The 15,781-nt window shown below is 72.3% G+C and carries 16 protein-coding genes and 2 tRNA genes; 12 read left to right on the top strand and 6 right to left on the bottom strand.

The features are described from left to right. Positions 1 to 516: 516 nt before the first annotated feature. On the bottom strand, positions 517 to 831 hold the full coding sequence (locus VK640_01295) for a hypothetical protein (protein HTE71821.1): 315 nt from the start codon (positions 829 to 831) through the stop codon (positions 517 to 519). A gap of 32 nt (positions 832 to 863) precedes the next feature. Between VK640_01295 and VK640_01290 the strand changes: the two genes are divergently transcribed. The 5 genes from VK640_01290 to VK640_01270 all read left to right on the top strand — a co-directional run bounded on the left by VK640_01290 (position 864) and on the right by VK640_01270 (position 4,358). Beyond that, a complete protein-coding gene (locus tag VK640_01290; GenBank protein ID HTE71820.1) occupies positions 864 to 1,667 on the top strand; it encodes a fumarylacetoacetate hydrolase family protein in 804 nt (267 codons plus the stop codon). After that, complete coding sequence (gene gltX, locus VK640_01285) at positions 1,660 to 3,138, top strand: glutamate--tRNA ligase (GenBank protein HTE71819.1); 1,479 nt, start codon at positions 1,660 to 1,662, stop codon at positions 3,136 to 3,138. Before VK640_01290 ends, gltX begins: the two co-directional genes overlap by 8 nt. Continuing rightward, complete coding sequence (locus tag VK640_01280; protein HTE71818.1) at positions 3,135 to 4,142, top strand: type II CAAX endopeptidase family protein; 1,008 nt, start codon at positions 3,135 to 3,137, stop codon at positions 4,140 to 4,142. The genes gltX and VK640_01280 overlap by 4 nt, the downstream gene beginning before the upstream one ends. After that, positions 4,128 to 4,199 (top strand) — tRNA-Gln (locus VK640_01275). Before VK640_01280 ends, VK640_01275 begins: the two co-directional genes overlap by 15 nt. 83 nt (positions 4,200 to 4,282) lie before the next feature. Further along, a tRNA-Glu gene (locus VK640_01270) sits at positions 4,283 to 4,358 on the top strand. A 13-nt stretch (positions 4,359 to 4,371) separates the two neighbouring features. Here the strand turns inward: VK640_01270 and VK640_01265 are convergent. Beyond that, positions 4,372 to 6,000 carry a DUF2252 domain-containing protein gene (locus VK640_01265; GenBank protein HTE71817.1) on the bottom strand — a complete coding sequence of 543 codons (1,629 nt, stop codon included), beginning with the start codon at positions 5,998 to 6,000 and terminating at the stop codon, positions 4,372 to 4,374. Between the two features lie 79 nt (positions 6,001 to 6,079). Beyond that, a complete protein-coding gene (locus VK640_01260) occupies positions 6,080 to 6,874 on the bottom strand; it encodes an IclR family transcriptional regulator (GenBank protein HTE71816.1) in 795 nt (264 codons plus the stop codon). Positions 6,875 to 6,926: 52 nt separating this feature from the next. Between VK640_01260 and leuC the strand changes: the two genes are divergently transcribed. The 3 genes from leuC to VK640_01245 all read left to right on the top strand — a co-directional run bounded on the left by leuC (position 6,927) and on the right by VK640_01245 (position 9,565). Continuing rightward, positions 6,927 to 8,342 (top strand): 3-isopropylmalate dehydratase large subunit, encoded by a 1,416-nt coding sequence (gene leuC / locus VK640_01255; protein HTE71815.1) that lies wholly within the window; start codon positions 6,927 to 6,929, stop codon positions 8,340 to 8,342. Continuing rightward, a complete protein-coding gene (leuD, locus tag VK640_01250) occupies positions 8,342 to 8,941 on the top strand; it encodes a 3-isopropylmalate dehydratase small subunit (protein ID HTE71814.1) in 600 nt (199 codons plus the stop codon). Before leuC ends, leuD begins: the two co-directional genes overlap by 1 nt. Before the next feature lie 156 nt (positions 8,942 to 9,097). Next, positions 9,098 to 9,565: an HU family DNA-binding protein gene (locus VK640_01245; protein ID HTE71813.1), complete on the top strand. Its 468-nt coding sequence runs from the start codon at positions 9,098 to 9,100 to the stop codon at positions 9,563 to 9,565. A 70-nt stretch (positions 9,566 to 9,635) separates the two neighbouring features. On the opposite strand, the gene VK640_01240 is transcribed toward VK640_01245, so the two are convergent. Beyond that, on the bottom strand, positions 9,636 to 9,872 hold the full coding sequence (locus VK640_01240) for a hypothetical protein (GenBank protein HTE71812.1): 237 nt from the start codon (positions 9,870 to 9,872) through the stop codon (positions 9,636 to 9,638). A gap of 9 nt (positions 9,873 to 9,881) precedes the next feature. Beyond that, a complete protein-coding gene (cofC, locus tag VK640_01235) occupies positions 9,882 to 10,514 on the bottom strand; it encodes a 2-phospho-L-lactate guanylyltransferase (protein HTE71811.1) in 633 nt (210 codons plus the stop codon). A gap of 18 nt (positions 10,515 to 10,532) precedes the next feature. Here cofC and VK640_01230 point away from each other — a divergent pair, with 18 nt between their 5' ends. The 4 genes from VK640_01230 (at position 10,533) to VK640_01215 (ending at position 15,040) form a co-directional block, all read left to right on the top strand. Beyond that, complete coding sequence (locus tag VK640_01230) at positions 10,533 to 11,309, top strand: lysophospholipid acyltransferase family protein (GenBank protein HTE71810.1); 777 nt, start codon at positions 10,533 to 10,535, stop codon at positions 11,307 to 11,309. Between the two features lie 16 nt (positions 11,310 to 11,325). Beyond that, positions 11,326 to 12,327, top strand: coding sequence for an NAD(P)H-dependent glycerol-3-phosphate dehydrogenase (locus VK640_01225; protein HTE71809.1), 1,002 nt, complete (start codon positions 11,326 to 11,328; stop codon positions 12,325 to 12,327). A 36-nt stretch (positions 12,328 to 12,363) separates the two neighbouring features. Further along, the gene (locus tag VK640_01220; GenBank protein HTE71808.1) at positions 12,364 to 13,239 is read left to right on the top strand and encodes an NAD-dependent protein deacetylase; all 876 of its coding nucleotides are present in this window, start codon (positions 12,364 to 12,366) and stop codon (positions 13,237 to 13,239) included. Between the two features lie 508 nt (positions 13,240 to 13,747). Continuing rightward, entirely contained in the window at positions 13,748 to 15,040 is a 1,293-nt protein-coding gene (locus tag VK640_01215) for a vanadium-dependent haloperoxidase (GenBank protein ID HTE71807.1), read from the top strand. A 75-nt stretch (positions 15,041 to 15,115) separates the two neighbouring features. Here the strand turns inward: VK640_01215 and VK640_01210 are convergent. Further along, positions 15,116 to 15,781: PLP-dependent transferase (locus tag VK640_01210; GenBank protein HTE71806.1), on the bottom strand; the 666-nt coding region annotated here is incomplete at its 5' end.

Here is a 15,781-nt window from a genome sequence, read left to right as displayed (position 1 = left end):
ACGAGGTCGCGCAGCACCTGCCAGCGGATCGCCGGATCGCCCTGCAGCAGCCACTGCACAACCGGATCGTCCTCGGCCATCGGCGGCGTTTGTGGGTGGTGCGGGCCCTGATTCTCCGTCGGCTCCACCCCTGAACCCTAGGCCGGCGGCGCTTCTACCCGCTGGCTGACGGGCACGCCGAAGTGCCACAGAGGTGCCGCTCCCGCGCGAACCGATCCGGGTCCCTGTGCGCGGACACGAAATGCGGCGCAACGGATCGACCGAGGCCGGATTCGGGCGCGGGGCAGCCTTGCGCCGTGATTCGTGCTCGCGGGCGCGTGCCGCGTTGTGCCATGCAGTGCGTGCCGTTCTGACGTCGGGGGGGACTCCGCCCTGACGTCGAGCGGGTCTCCTCGGAGACGTCGCCGGCGCTGTCTGGTCGAGACGGTCTACTCCGGATCCCTGCGGTGTCGGAGCCATCGAGCACCGCGAGACAGTTCCGCACAGCCGGCAGCCGGCAACCGGCAGCGCCTGGGCTCAGCCGGTCCAGTCCAGGTAGCGCTCGCCGAGGCTGATCACGCTCCACCACAGCACGCCGCCGACGACCGGCACGGCGAGCACCCAGTACGAGCGCCGCCGGGTCAGCAGGACGGCCGTCACGAGCAGGACGACGTACGCGGCCCACAGCATGAACAGGTAGGGCCCGGGCACGAGCAGCCCGGACGCGGCGTAGAAGAAGCCGACGGGCACCATCGCGAGCCACGCGACGACGGTGACGACGACGGCGGCGACCGCACCGGGCCGCCGTCTCCGGGTGGTGCCCCGGTGCCTGGCAGGGGAGTCCGGCGTCATCCGCGCAGTATGGCCGCAAGTAGCCTGCTCGGGTGCGGATCGCGAGGTTCACGACAGGTGACGGTGCATCGTTCGGCGTCGTCGAGGGAGACGGGTCGGACCCGGCTTCCGACGGCGGCGGCCTGACGGTGCGGCGGATCGAGGGGCACCCCTTCGCGCCGTTCCAGGTCGTGGGCGACCCGCAGCCGCTGGCCGACGTCCGGCTGCTCGCGCCGGTGCTGCCCAGCAAGGTGGTGGCGGTCGGGCGCAACTACGCCGAGCACGCGCAGGAGATGGGCCACCAGGTCGACCTGTCCGAGCCGGCGATCATCTTCCTCAAGCCCTCGACGTCGGTCGTCGGGCCGGGGGAGGCGATCCAGTACCCGGTCGGCGTCTCGGAGGAGGTCGACTACGAGGGCGAGCTGGCCGTCGTCATCTCGCGGCTGTGCCGCGAGGTGCCACCGGAGCGGGTCCGCGACGTGGTGCTCGGCTTCTCCTGCGCCAACGACGTCAGCGCCCGCGACCTGCAGCGCACCGAGAAGCAGTGGGGCCGGGCCAAGGGCTTCGACACCTTCTGCCCGATCGGCCCGTGGGTCGCGACCGACCTCGACCCGTCCGACCTCGCGGTGACCACGACGGTCAACGGGGAGCTCAAGCAGGCCGGCCGGACCTCGCAGATGCTGCGCGGCATCGACGAGCTCGTCTCGATCGTCAGCCAGGCGATGACGCTGCTCCCCGGCGACGTCATCCTCACCGGCACGCCGGCCGGAGTCGGGCGGCTCGCCGTCGGCGACTCGGTCAGCGTGACGGTGGAGCAGGTCGGCACCCTCACCAACCCGGTCGTAGCCCGTGGCTGAGGACCAGCGCCCGGTGCGGGTCCGCGTCGCGCCGTCCCCGACCGGCGACCCGCACGTCGGCACCGCCTACATGTCGCTGTTCAACCTGGCGTTCGCCCGACAGCAGGGCGGCCAGTTCGTGCTGCGCATCGAGGACACCGACCGGGCGCGCTACGTCGCCGACAGCGAGGCGCAGGTCTTCCAGACCTTGCACTGGCTCGGGCTCGACTGGGACGAGGGGCCGGACAAGGGCGGGCCCTACGCGCCGTACCGGCAGTCCGAGCGCGGCGAGACCTACCGGCCGTACGTCGCTGAGCTGCTCGACAGCGGCCACGCGTACCACTGCTGGTGCACGACCGAACGACTCGCGCAGATGCGTGAGGAGCAGCAGAAGGCCAAGCAGCCGACCGGCTACGACCGACTCTGCGTGGGCAAGTCCCGCGAGGAGCGGGCCGCCCTGCCCGGCTTCAGCGAGCAGCCGGTGGTCCGGATGCTCATCCCTGACGACGTACCGCTCGTCTTCGACGACGTGATCCGCGGCGAGGTCAAGGCACCGCGGCCCGACGACCAGGTCATCGTGAAGGCCGACGGCTTCCCGACCTACCACCTGGCCAACGTCGTCGACGACCACGAGATGGCGATCACGCACGTCGTGCGCGGCGAGGAGTGGATCTCGTCCACACCCAAGCACGTGCTGCTCTACGACTGGCTCGGCTGGGAGCGGCCGAGGTTTGCGCACATGCCGCTGCTGCGCAACACCGACAAGTCGAAGATCTCCAAGCGGAAGAACCCGGCGGCGCGGCTCACCTGGTTCGTCGAGCAGGGCTACCTGCCCGAGGCGCTGCGCAACTTCCTGGCGCTGATGGGCTACTCGCAGCCCGACGGCACCGAGGTCTTCGCCTTCGACGACATGGTCCGCGACTTCGACTGGGCGCGGGTCAACACGGTCGGTCCGGTCTTCGACCTGGACAAGCTCGGCTGGCTGAACGGCCACTACGTCCGCGAGCTCTCGGTGGACGACCTGGCGGACCGGATCGTCAGCCACCTGTCGCGACGCGGCGTGCTGCCGGCGCAGCCGACCGAGGAGCAGCGTGCCGTGGTCCGGGCAGCGACCCCGCTGGTAAACGAGCGGATGCAGGTGCTCTGCGAGGCTGAGGGGATGCTCGGCTTCCTGCTGGTGGACGAGCGGGACTTCCACGTCGACGTCGACGACGCCGCCAAGGTGCTCACCGAGGACGCCGTGCCGACGCTCGGGGCCGCCCTGCGCGCGCTCGAGGAGGTCGCGCCCTGGGCGACCGCCGACATCGAGGCGGCTCTGCGCGCGGCGCTCGTCGAGGGGCTCGGCCTCAAGCCGAAGGTCGCGTTCGGGCCGGTGCGGGTCGCCGCCACCGGGCGCCGGGTGTCGCCGCCGCTCTTCGAGTCGCTCGAGCTGCTGGGCCGCGACCGGTCGCTGGACCGGCTGCGCGCCGGGCTGGCGCTCGCGGACGAGTGACCGCGCGCTACCCGCAGCTGCTGCGGGCCCTCGGCGAGCCGGGCTGGTGGCGCCCGGTCGTCGGGCTGCTCCTCGCGGCCGTCTCGCTGGTCACCGGCGCGGTCGGCGTGGTCCTCGCCGCCGTCGTGGTGGCCGCGGTCCTCGGCGGGTCGACCGGCGACGACGCCATGGAGGAGGCGCTCAGCCCGGACGGGCCGCTCGGCCTGCTCGCCAACAACCTGGTGATCGCGGTGATGATCCCGGCGGCCGCGCTCGCGGTCCTCGTGGTGCACCGGGCGCCGGTCGGCGCCCTCGTCTCGGTCACCCTGCGGCCGCGCTGGGGGCTGCTCGGCCGCTTCTTCCTGGTGGCGCTGCTGCTCGTCGTCGTCTCGTTCGCGGCCAGCTTCGTCCTGCCGGGCGAGGGGACCGGCGACGTCGACGTCCCGGAGGCGGGGACCCTGGTGGGCCTGCTCGCCGTGATCCTGCTCACGACACCGCTGCAGGCCGCCGCCGAGGAGGTCGGCTTCCGCGGCTACGTGACGCAGGCGGTCGCCTCGTGGTCGGCCCGGCCGGTCGTCGGCACCCTGGCGGCCGGCGGGGTGAGCGGCCTGCTCTTCGCCCTGGCCCACGGGACGCAGGACGCGGCGCTCTTCGGCGACCGGCTGGCGTTCGGCCTGACCATGTCCTGGCTGGTGTGGAGGACCGGCGGGCTCGAGGCGGCCATCGCCCTGCACGCCGCGAACAACATGGTGAGCCTCGCGTTCACCGCCGCGACCGGCTCTCTGGAGGAGTCGCTGACCGCGTCCGCGCTGGCCTGGTCGTACGCCGTGCTCGACGTGGCGATGATGGCGGTCTTCGCTGTCGTGGTGCACCGGCTGGCCGACCGGTGGGGCGTGCGGGCGGTCCGGCCGGTCGCCGAGCGGGACGTCGGCGCTTTGTCCGGTCCGGGCCAGGTCGGCTATCCTGGTCCGCGCCCGCCAGCCCCGCCGCCAGCGGGGGGCGACAACCCATGGGGTATGGGGTAATTGGCAGCCCGACTGATTCTGGTTCAGTTAGTCTTGGTTCGAGTCCAGGTACCCCAGCGCTCGGCACGGCGCAGTGCGGACGGGGCCTGATTGGTCCCTTCCGCGGTGCTCGGATAGAGTTCCCCAGCCGTTCCGGCCGTGGCCCCGTTGTGTAGCGGCCTAGCACGCCGCCCTCTCAAGGCGGTAGCGCGGGTTCGAATCCCGTCGGGGCTACCAGCAGAGGCCCAGGTCAATGACCTGGGTCTTTGTCGTTGCCCGGCGGCCCGGCGACCTGCTGGACCGCCAGGACCTCTTCGGCGCCGCCGACGTCCTCGTGGGCGTCCAGCCGGCCATCGCCGATCGCAGCGGTGAACGCCGCGTAGTCACGCTCGCACTGGTCGGCATAGGACACGGCGTACGTCCGCATCGCCTTGACGAAGGCCTTCCCCGACCCCAGATAGGCCGCGATCGCGACGGCGTCCCCGGACCGGGCGTGCGCCCGGGCGAGTGTGAGGCCGCAGATCAGCGCGTAGCGACGCAGCCGCTCCGCGTTCAGGGACGTGGTCTCCGGCGACCACTTCATGTCCCGTAGCTGGCGGACGTAGAAGCTGCGGCCTCCCGGCCCGTCGATCCAGCCGAGGAAGGAGTCGCTGGCCGCCTGCATGAGCCGCTGCCCGGTGACCACGCGGTGGCCGTGCTTGGTGAATGCGGACCGACGCGTGTAGGGCTCCAGGACCGAGGACTGCGCCTGCTTGACCTGCAACACCATCAGGTCGTCCTCGTCGCGCCCGCGGAGCAGCAGCACGAACGCCAGCAGCCCGACGCTCCCGACCCCGACGACCTTGTGACCGATGTCGATGATCTGGTAGCGCTTCAGCAGCTCCTGCCGGTTCTCCTGCAGCGTCCCGCGGTACTCCCGGAACAGTGCGTTGATCATGGCTGCGACGTCGGCCGTGAGGTCCAGCCGGGTCAGCAGCGGCGGCTGGTCCCGGAACCGGCGATGACCGTCCACCACCTCGGTGATCTTCTCGATCGCCGACCAGGCGTCGCGCGACCGCGCCTTCGCCGCCGCACTCCGCAGCTTGGCCTCCGCCTTCGCCTCTTGCTTCGCCTTGAGCCGTCCCTTGCCGCTCGGCAGCTGGCGCATGGTGTCGATCAGCCCGTCGACGTCGACCCGGTCGTACCAGATCTCGAGCTCGCCCTTGGTCGCGAAGCCGGCCATGGCCTGCCGGTAGGAGCCGGCCGCCGCCTCGGCGGCGGCCAAGCCGGCCTTCGCCGGCAGCCCGTTGTCCCGCGCCGCCAGCACGAACGAGGTGGCCAGCCGCTTGACGTCCCACTCGAAGGGCCCGGGGTTGGTCTCGTCGAAGTCGTTGAGGTCGAAGACGAGAGACCGGTCCGGAGCGCCGAAGAGCCCGAAGTTGGCCAGGTGCGCGTCCCCGCACAGCTGCACGGTCAGCCCGGTGCGGGGCGTGACCGCCAGGTCAGCGGCCATCAGCAGCGCGGCGCCCCGGAAGAACGCGAAGACACCGCTCGCCATCCGCTGGTGCCGCACCGGCACCAGCTCCTGCACCCGGGACGTCTCCTGACCCGCGAGCATCGCCACCGGATCGGCCCGGTCCGCCGGCCGCTCCCAGGCGGCCAGCTGCTCACGTGGGACCTCGGCCCGCGTGACCCGACCCCGGCGGCGGCGCTCCTCGACGGTCGGGTGCGGCACCGCCTTCTGTGCGGCCGCCTTGGCCACGCGCTGCCGGACGACCTCCTCCTGCCCGGAGAGGTCACCGCTGAGCACGTCGGTGAGCAGGGCCGCGCCCCGCGAGCCGGCAGCACTCGGCGTGGTCTGCGCGGGAACCGTGCCACCAGGCACGTCGTCCTGGCCCATGCCGCGCAGCGTACGCCGCGACGGACCCGGCCAGAGGTGGATCGCTGCCGTAGGTGCGGCGCGGGCGGCCGTTCGGCCTCTAGGCCGACCGGCCGCCTGCCTTGCCGGCGACGGCGGCCTGCTGGGCGGGCACTCCCTGCTGCGGAGCAGCGCCGCCCTGGGGTGCCTGCTGCAGGACCTCGCTGAGCTTGGCCGCCGCAGCGCAGACGATCTGCGCGTGCAGCCGGCCGGGCTGGCGGGTGAGACGCTCTATCGGGCCCGAGACGGACACCGCAGCCACGACCCGGCCGCCGGGGCCGCGCACCGGAGCCGACACCGAGGCGACGCCCGGCTCGCGCTCGCCGACGCTCTGCGCCCACCCCCGGCGGCGGACCGCCGAGAGAGCGGTGGCCGTGAAGCGCGCCTCGCGCAGCCCGCGGTGCAGCCGGTCGGGCTCCTCCCAGGCCAGCAGGATCTGGGCCGCGGAGCCGGCCTTCATGGTCAGCGTCGCCCCGACCGGCACGGTGTCGCGCAGGCCGGTCAGCCGCTCGGCACCGGCGACGCAGACCCGGCTGTCACCCTGGCGGCGGTAGAGCTGCGCGCTCTCGCCGGTGATGTCGCGCAGCCGGGCGAGCACCGGGTGAGCGGCCTCGAGCAGGCGGTCCTCGCCGGCCGCCGTCGCCAGCTCGCGCAGGCGTGGGCCGAGGACGAAGCGGCCCTGCAGGTCGCGGGCCACCAGGCGGTGGTGCTCGAGAGCGGTGGCGAGGCGGTGCGCGGTCGGACGGGCCAGGCCGGTGGCCTGCACCAGCGACGCGAGGCTGGCCGGGCCGGCCTCGAGCGCACCCAGAACGATCGCGGCCTTGTCGAGAACGCCGACTCCGCTAGTGTTGTCCATGTACCGATACTCTCGTCTCACGCCCTGAGACGCAAGTCGTCTGGAGAAAGTCGTGGCCGGAACGCTGGCGGAGAAGGTCTGGGAGTCGCACGTCGTGCGCCGCGCCGAAGGCGAGCCCGACCTCCTCTACATCGACCTCCACCTCGTGCACGAGGTGACCAGCCCGCAGGCCTTCGACGGTCTGCGGCTGACCGGCCGCACGGTCCGCCGGCCCGACCTCACCCTCGCGACCGAGGACCACAACGTCCCGACGCTCGACATCGACAAGCCGATCGCCGACCCGGTCTCGCGCACCCAGGTCGAGACGCTGCGGCGCAACTGCGCGGCGTTCGGCGTCCCCCTGCACCCGCTCGGTGACGCCGAGCAGGGCATCGTGCACGTCGTCGGTCCGCAGCTGGGGCTGACCCAGCCCGGCATGACCGTCGTCTGCGGCGACTCGCACACCTCGACCCACGGCGCCTTCGGCGCGCTCGCCTTCGGCATCGGCACCAGCGAGGTCGAGCACGTCCTGGCGACGCAGACACTGCCGCTCACGCCCTTCCGGACGATGGCGGTCACCGTCGACGGCGACCTGCCCGCGGGGGTGACGGCCAAGGACGTCATCCTGGCGGTCATCGCGCGGATCGGCACCGGAGGAGGACAGGGGTACGTCCTCGAGTACCGCGGCTCCGCCATCGAGCGCCTCTCGATGGAGGCCCGGATGACCATCTGCAACATGTCGATCGAGGCGGGCGCCCGGGCCGGCATGATCGCCCCGGACGACACCACCTTCGCCTACCTCGAGGGCCGGCCGAGAGCGCCCAAGGGCGCCGACTGGGAACGGGCGGTAGCCGCCTGGCGCGAGCTGCGCAGCGACGACGACGCGGTGTTCGACGACGAGGTGGTGATCGATGCGTCCAGCCTGTCGCCGTACGTCACGTGGGGCACCAACCCGGCGCAGGGCGCTCCGCTGTCGGCCACAGTGCCGGACCCGGCGAGCCTGGCCGACGACGGCGCCCGCGCCGCCGCCCAGCGCGCGCTCGACTACATGGGGCTGGCCGCGGGCACGCCGCTGCGCGACATCGCGGTCGACACCGTCTTCCTCGGCTCGTGCACCAACGGGCGGATCGAGGACCTGCGGGCCGCTGCCGACGTGATCCGGGGCCGGCGGGTCGCCGACGGCGTGCGGATGCTCGTCGTGCCCGGGTCGGTGCGCGTGCGGCTCGCCGCCGAGGCCGAGGGGCTGGACGTGGTGTTCAAGGAGGCCGGCGCGGAGTGGCGGCACGCCGGCTGCTCGATGTGCCTCGGCATGAACCCCGACCAGCTGGCCCCGGGGGAGCGCAGCGCCTCGACGTCCAACCGCAACTTCGAGGGGCGGCAGGGCAAGGGAGGCCGCACCCACCTGGTCTCGCCGCTGGTCGCCGCGGCCACCGCCGTGACCGGCCGGCTGTCCAGCCCGGCCGACCTGTCGACGAGGAGCTCTTCCTGATGGACGCCGTCACCACCCATACCGGCACCGCCGTCGCCCTGCGCCGCTCCGACGTCGACACCGACCAGATCATCCCCGCCGTCTACCTCAAGCGGGTGACCCGCACCGGCTTCGAGGACGGGCTGTTCGCCGCCTGGCGGGCCGACCCGGACTTCGTGCTCAACCGGCCGGAGGCGGCGGGGGCCACCGTGCTGGTCGCCGGCCCTGACTTCGGCACCGGCTCATCGCGCGAGCACGCGGTGTGGGCGCTGATGGACCACGGGTTCCGGGTCGTCGTCTCCTCACGATTCGCCGACATCTTCCGCGGCAACGCCGGCAAGGGGGGACTCGTCACCGCGCAGGTGGGCCAGCCCGACGTCGACCGGCTGTGGGCTGCCGTCGAGGCCGATCCGGCCACCCAGGTGACGGTCGACCTCGGGTCGCGGACGGTGTCCTGGACCACTGCTGCCGGCGAGCAGTCGGCGCTCTTCGACATCGACGACTACACGCGCTGGCGGCTGATGGAGGGTCTCGACGACGTCGACCTGACCCTCCGGCAGGCGGACGCGATCGCGGACTACGAGTCGCACCGGCCCGGCTGGCTCCCGACGACGGTCTGAGCCGGGTCGCGGGAGACGACGTACGCCGCTCGGTTCTGTTGCGACACAACGGGATTTACCGGCTCAGGTGTTTGTCTCGTCACGGTGGACCGCATAACGTCACCTGCGAATCGAGTGTCCGCTCGTACAAACCGCAACCTCCAAGGGGTTCCCACAGTGAACAAGGCTCAGCTGATCGACCGGCTGTCCGACCAGCTCGGAAACAAGAAGGCCGCGACCGAGGCGGTCGAGGCAGTCATCGACACCGTGACGCGTGCGGTGGCCTCCGGCGAGCGGGTGGCCATCACCGGCTTCGGTGTCTTCGAGAAGGTCGTCCGTCCGGCGCGCACCGGCCGCAACCCGCGCACCGGCGCGGCCGTGAAGATCAAGAAGACCTCGGTGCCGAAGTTCAAGCCGGGCCAGAGCTTCAAGGACGTCGTCAGCGGCGCCAAGAAGCTGCCGAAGGCCGCGGCCTCCGCGACCCGGTCGGCGACCGGCACGGCCAAGGCGCCTGCCAAGTCGACGGCCAAGAAGACCACCGCCAAGAAGACGACCTCGAAGAAGACGGCCGCGAAGAAGGCCCCGGCCACGAAGTCGACTGCCAAGAAGACGACGGCGAAGAAGACGACCGCGCGCAAGCGCTGAGCCGGCCCGCTCCGGCCGACGGCCCGGTCCCCCTCGAGGGGCCGGGCCGTCGTCGTCGAAAGATGGTGGCCTAGAAGGGGTCGGGCAGGGTCGCCACGGTGAGGAAGGTGACCCTTCGTCCACCCGGCTGCCCGCCCGGCGCCCGCTCGTCGCCGGACACGGTGATGCGCACCCGCTGGCCGACCCGCAGCAGCCTCAGGCCGCCCGCGTCGAACGCGCGGTCGTCGTAGGGCAGCTCGACCCCGTCGTCGAGCAGGACCGAGCCCGACCGCGTCGCCGCGTCGAAGGTGCGCACCGTCGCCTGCACGCGTCGAACCTAGCCGCCGAGGAGCCCGGCGGTCGCGGCACCGAGGCCCAGCGCCGCGGCGGTGCGCAGGTCGCCCGGCAGGTCGACGTCGGCCCGCAGCGTCGGCAGGTCCGACGCGTCGATCTCGGCGGCCCCGTCGAGAGCGTGCCGGGCCGCTGAGCCGGCGCCGAAGGACGGCCGCAGCCAGTCGGCGCGGGAGGCGAGCAGCAGCGTGGTGCCGGTGCCCTCGGCGTCGCGGACGAAGCCACGGTCCAGCCCCTCGGCGCGCCTCAGGGCGGTGGCGAGCTCGCCGGGACGCAGGGCGGGCAGGTCGGCGGCCAGGGTGCCGACGCAGGTGCCGGGGTGCCGGTGGGCCACCAGCTCGGCGCCGTGGACCAGCGCGGGGTTGAGCCCGGCGTCGGGGTCGTCGCCGGTGACCGCGGCCCCGGCGGCGGCGAGCCGCTCGGCCGCCTGCGCGTCGTCGGTCACGACCAGGACCGCGTCGACGACCGTGCAGCCGAGCGCCGCCGTGACCGTGTCGACGGCGAAGGCGAGGGCCAGCGCGCGCCTGCGGTCGCCGTAGCGGCCCGCGAGTCGGGTCTTCGCCTGGTCGAGCCGTTTGACGGGCACGACCAGGCACCAGTGGCGGCCCGGCTCGGTCACGCGGACTAGCCTGCCAGCATGGCTGAGCACGGGACCCGAGGGCGTCGCCCACGGCGTATCGGCTTCTGGTACCGGCTGGCAGCCCTCATCCTGCGCCCGCCCTTCATGGTGCTGACCAAGCGTGACTGGCACGGGGCGCAGCACCTGCCGCCGCACCGGACCGGCGTCATCGTCGTCACGAACCACGTCTCCCACGTGGACCCGATCACCTTCGCGCACTTCCTGTTCGACAACGGCCGGCTCCCGAGGTTCCTCGCCAAGGAGGTCCTGTTCCGGGTCTTCTTCGTCGGCCAGGTGCTGCGCGGCGCGCGACAGATCCCGGTCTACCGCGAGACGGGGGACGCCTCGGGGGCGTTCTCGGCGGCGGTGTCCGCGGTCCGCGCGGGCGAGTGCGTGGCGATCTACCCGGAGGCGACGCTCACCCGGGACCCGGAGGGCTGGCCGATGGTCGGCAAGACCGGCGCGGCGCGGGTGGCCCTGGAGACCGGCGCTCCGGTCGTGCCGGTCGCGCAGTGGGGCCCGCAGGAGCTCCTGGCGCCGTACGCCAAGAGGCCGCACCTCTTCCCCCGCAGGACGATGCAGGTGCGCGCGGGTGCGCCGCTCGACCTCTCGGAGTACGCCGGGCGGCCCATCGACGGCCCGCTGCTACGTGAGGTGACCGAGCGCATCATGGTGGCGATCACCGACCTGCTCGAGGAGATCCGCGGCGAGCGGGGCCCGGCCGTCCGGTTCGACCTGCGCAGCACCGTGCTCCCGCCGACCGGTGACCCCAGACGACCCAGGAGGGCCTCGTGAGCACGAGCGCAACGGCATGACGCAGGTCGCGGTCCTCGGCAACGGTTCCTGGGGGACGGCCTTCTCGATGGTGCTGGCCGACGCCGGGTCCGACGTCGTGCTCTGGGGTCGGCGGCCCGAGGCGGCCGAGGCGATCAACACCGCGCACGAGAACGCCGACTACCTCCCCGGCATCGCGCTGCCCGAGTCGATCGTGGCGACCGCCGACCCGGTCGCCGCGCTCGCCCAGGCCGAGGTCGTGGTCCTCGCCGTGCCGTCGCAGACCCTGCGGAGCAACCTCACCGACTGGGCGCCGCTGCTGCCCGACGGCTGCGTGCTCGTCAGCCTGATGAAGGGGATCGAGCTGGGCACCACCCGGCGGATGAGCGAGGTCATCGCCGAGGTCACCGGCGCCTCTCCGGACCGGGTCGCCGTGGTGTCGGGACCCAACCTGGCCAAGGAGATCGCCCAGCGTCAGCCGGCGGCCAGCGTCGTCGCCTGCGCGGACGAGGCGGTCGCGGAGAAGCTCCAGCAGGTCTGCATGACGCCGTACTTCCGGGTCTACACCAACACCGACGTGGTCGGTGTCGAGCTCGGCGGCGCGGTGAAGAACGTCATCGCGCTCGCCGTCGGCATGGCCAAGGGTATGGAGATGGGCGACAACTCGCAGGCCTCGATCATCACCCGCGGCCTGGCCGAGATCACCCGGCTCGGGCTCGCGCAAGGCGCCGACGCGTCGACCTTCGCCGGGCTTGCCGGCGTCGGTGACCTGGTGGCGACCTGCATGTCGCCGCTGTCTCGCAATCGCACCTTCGGCGAGAACCTCGGGCACGGCATGTCACTGCACGAGGTGATCGCCATGACCCGGCAGACCGCCGAGGGCGTGAAGTCGGCGGAGTCGATCCTGGCGCTGGCCCGGGCGCACCGCGTCGACATGCCGATCGTCGAGCACGTCGTCGCAGCGGTGCACGACGGCCTGCCGCCGGCCGAGATAGTGCGGCGGATCATGTCGCGGTCGGCCAAGGCGGAGACGTCCTGATCTGCGGGGCCGTCGCCGGGCAGGCAGACTGGCGGGGTGCGCGAGACGATCGACCTGCGCGACGTACCGCTGGAGCGTCTGCGCGACGTCGTCGCGGACGGTGACGTCCTCGTCCTGACCGGGGCCGGCATCTCGACCGCGTCCGGGATCCCGGACTACCGTGGTCCCTCCGGCGCCTTGCGGGCCCGGCTGCCGATGACCTACCAGGTGTACCGCGCCGAGCCGCTGGCCCGGCAGCGCTACTGGGCGCGCAGCCAGCTGGGATGGCGGACGTTCCGCCGGGCCGAGCCCAACACCGCGCACCGCTGCGTCGGCGACCTGCAGGCAGCCGGCCTGATGACCGGGCTGCTCACCCAGAACGTCGACGGCCTGCACCAGGCCGGCGGCGCGACCGACGTCGTCGAGCTGCACGGCAACCTCGAGCTCGTCGTGTGCCTCGGCTGTCTCCGTCGTACGTCGCGGCGGGAGCTCGACGAACGGCTCAGCGAGGCCAACCCGGACTGGACCGCCGAGGCGTCCCGCCGCGTCACCCAGGTCAACCCGGACGGCGACGTGCTGCTCGACGACGAGCACGTGGCCGGCTTCCGGGTGGTCGACTGCACCGACTGTGGCGGGATCCTCAAGCCCGACGTGGTGTTCTTCGGCGAGAACGTGCCACCCGCCAAGGTCGCCCACTGCCGGTCGCTGGTCGAGCGCTGTCGGTCGTTGCTGGTGCTCGGCTCGTCGCTGGCGGTGATGTCGGGGCTGCGGTTCGTCCGGCAGGCGCACGGTCTGGGCAAGCCGGTCGTCATCGTCAACCAGGGGTGGACCCGTGGCGACGACCTGGCCACCCACAAGGTCGACGCCGACCTGTGCGCCGTCCTGCCGGCCCTGACGACCGGGCAGCTGAGCCCGGCCGGCGGGGCTGCGTGACGAGGATCCAGCCGTAGCCCCGCCGGCTGCGCGGTCACGTGCGCGGCTGTCGGGGGTTCCGCACGATGACCATGCGGATTCCCCGACAGTTGCCGCGGCCTTCCTGACCCCGGGGTCCATCGAAGCCCAGCAGTGATCGCGCCAGCACCACCGCTTCTTGATCCCCGAACAGCTCGACCCGACCTCACGGACCGACCGACGACGGACGTGATCCGGGTGTCCCGGACCGCGGCGAGCGGAGTCAGGGCTTGCTGGCCGGGCACGAACGCCCGCTCGCACTACCTAGACCGGCGCCGTCTCGGGCAATGACTCACTTTGACTATGGCGGGGCCGCGCACGCGGCGCCTTACTGGACGGACAGGCGACCTGCGACAGGACAACCGGCGCACGCACAGTCGTCCTGGAGATCGCACCGACGCGAAGCATCTCGACTCGGGGTCTGGGCGAGGAGAGAACGATGTCACGCAGGCGAGCTGTCGTTGTCCTCACGGTGGGAGTCGGAGCGCTCTTGGGCGCGCTCGGGGTGTCCGGCGCATCGGCCGCACCACCGGGCGGGACGGACGCCAGCGAGGTGACTCGTTGGAACCAAGTCGCGGCGACGACGCTCGCCGCGGTCCCGGGACCGAACGGCGGCGCCCCACCCGCGTTCCAGATCAACATGGGCATGGTGCAAGGAGCCGTCTACGACGCGGTCAACGCGATCGGGCCCAAGCGTCATCGCCCGTATCTTCTCAACAGGCGCACCGGTGCACGCGCGTCCATCGACGCCGCCGTCGCAACGGCTGCCTACGACGTGCTCTCCGAACTCGTCTCGACGGCACCGGACAGGGCGCCATTCCCCGGTCGGGTCGGACTCCTGAGCACGCTCTCCTCCGCATACGCGGCCTCACTCGGGTCGATCGACAATGACTCGTTCAAGAAGCAGGGCATCTCGGTCGGACACGCATCGGCCGAGGCAATGCTCGACGCGAGAGAGGGCGACGGACGGTTCGGGCCGTCTCCGTGGGTGTCGAACTCCGCGGCCGGACACTGGCAGCCGCTCTCCCCCGGCGGCGTTGCCATCCTCGACCCCACCCCGTGGGTGGGCAACGTGAGGCCGTTCCTCATCCAGAGTTCCTCGCAGTTCCGTTCGGCGCCACCGCCCGCGCTCGGCAGCCAGCAGTGGGCGACCGAGTTCAACGAGGTCAAGAGCCTGGGCCGAGCCACCGGCTCGACCCGCACAGACGAGCAGACGTACATCGCCAGGTGGTGGCAGAGCGCACCCGTCTTGAGCTGGAACGAAGTCGCCCGGCAGCTCATCGCACGCACCGATCTTGACGCGGCCGACAGTGCGAGGCTCCTCGCGCTGCAGAACCTCAGCGGCGCGGACGCGGCGATCAACTGCTGGAACGACAAGTACCACTTCGACTTCTGGCGGCCGTGGAACGCGATTCCACGAGCGTTGGAGGATGGGAATCCCGCTACGCAGCCGGACGCGACCTGGACGGCGCTCCTCACCGCGCCGTATCCCGAGTGGACCTCGGGACACAACTGCCTCGACGGCGCGCACACCACCGTGCTGCGGATGTTCTTCGGCGACGACCCCATGGGTGGGCCCTTCCAGATCACGAGCACCTTCGCGAACCCCGGAGGGCCGGCTGTGCGCACGTTCGACACGTTCACGCAGCCGCTCGCCGAGCTCATCGAGGCACGCATCTGGGCTGGCCTGCACTATCGCAGCGGGGACGTGGCGGGCCAGGCGCTTGGCCAGAACGTCGCCAACTACGGGGCGGCGAACCACTTCCAGCCTGTAGGCAGGTGACCACGGCCGGGCGACTCTTGACACCGCGCACTTAGCTGAGCGCGGGAGGGCCGCCCGATAGTGCCGGAGTCCCGGTCAGCCGTGCGGCAGGGCGTGGTCGATGTCGTCCCAGAGGTCCTCGACGTCCTCGACGCCCACCGACATGCGCAGCAGCGTCTCGGGCACCGCCTCCGACTCGCCGGACCAGCGACGGCGGCGCTCCAGCGACGACTCGACCCCGCCCAGGCTGGTCGCGTGCACCCACAGCTCGGTGGACTCGCACACCAGCTCGGCCGCCTGCGGCGCACCGCGCAGCTCGACCGACACCATCGCGCCGAAGCCGGGGTAGTGCACCGTCGACACGGCGGTGTGCCCGGCCAGTCGCCGGGCCAGCTCGGCGGCGTTCGCCGAGGCGCGCTCGATGCGCAGGTGCAGCGTCCGCAGCCCGCGCAGCGCGAGCCAGGCCTCGACCGTCCCGGGCAGGGCGCCGAGCACGCTGCGGGTCTCCACCAACCGGGTCGCGACGTCGGCGTCGTGCGCGACGGCCACGCCGAGCAGCAGGTCGGAGTGCCCGGACAGGAACTTGGTGGCGCTGTGCACCGCGACGTCCGCGCCGTGCTCGAGCGGCCGCTGCAGCACCGGCGTCGCGAACGTGCTGTCCACCGCCAGCAGCGCACCCGCCGCCGAGCACCGCTCGCCCAGCGCTGCCACATCCACGACTTTCAGCAGCGGGTTGGTCGGCGTCTCCGCCCACACCAGGTC

It is taken from the genome of Actinomycetes bacterium (assembly GCA_035489715.1).
Classification (GTDB): Bacteria; Actinomycetota; Actinomycetes; order JACCUZ01; family JACCUZ01; genus DATHAP01.
Note: the sequence above shows the minus strand (reverse complement) of the source record. Positions and strands in the feature narration are given on the sequence as shown.

What these genes read in the sequence shown, in the direction of transcription:
- VK640_01260 (HTE71816.1), bottom strand. Translation starts at nt 6,874, where the DNA reads ATGGACAACACTAGCGGAGTCGGCGTTCTCGACAAGGCCGCGATCGTT.
- VK640_01265 (HTE71817.1), bottom strand. Translation starts at nt 6,000, where the DNA reads ATGGGCCAGGACGACGTGCCTGGTGGCACGGTTCCCGCGCAGACCACG.
- VK640_01230 (HTE71810.1), top strand. Translation starts at nt 10,533, where the DNA reads ATGGCTGAGCACGGGACCCGAGGGCGTCGCCCACGGCGTATCGGCTTC.
- leuD (HTE71814.1), top strand. Translation starts at nt 8,342, where the DNA reads ATGGACGCCGTCACCACCCATACCGGCACCGCCGTCGCCCTGCGCCGC.
- VK640_01295 (HTE71821.1), bottom strand. Translation starts at nt 831, where the DNA reads ATGACGCCGGACTCCCCTGCCAGGCACCGGGGCACCACCCGGAGACGG.
- VK640_01225 (HTE71809.1), top strand. Translation starts at nt 11,326, where the DNA reads ATGACGCAGGTCGCGGTCCTCGGCAACGGTTCCTGGGGGACGGCCTTC.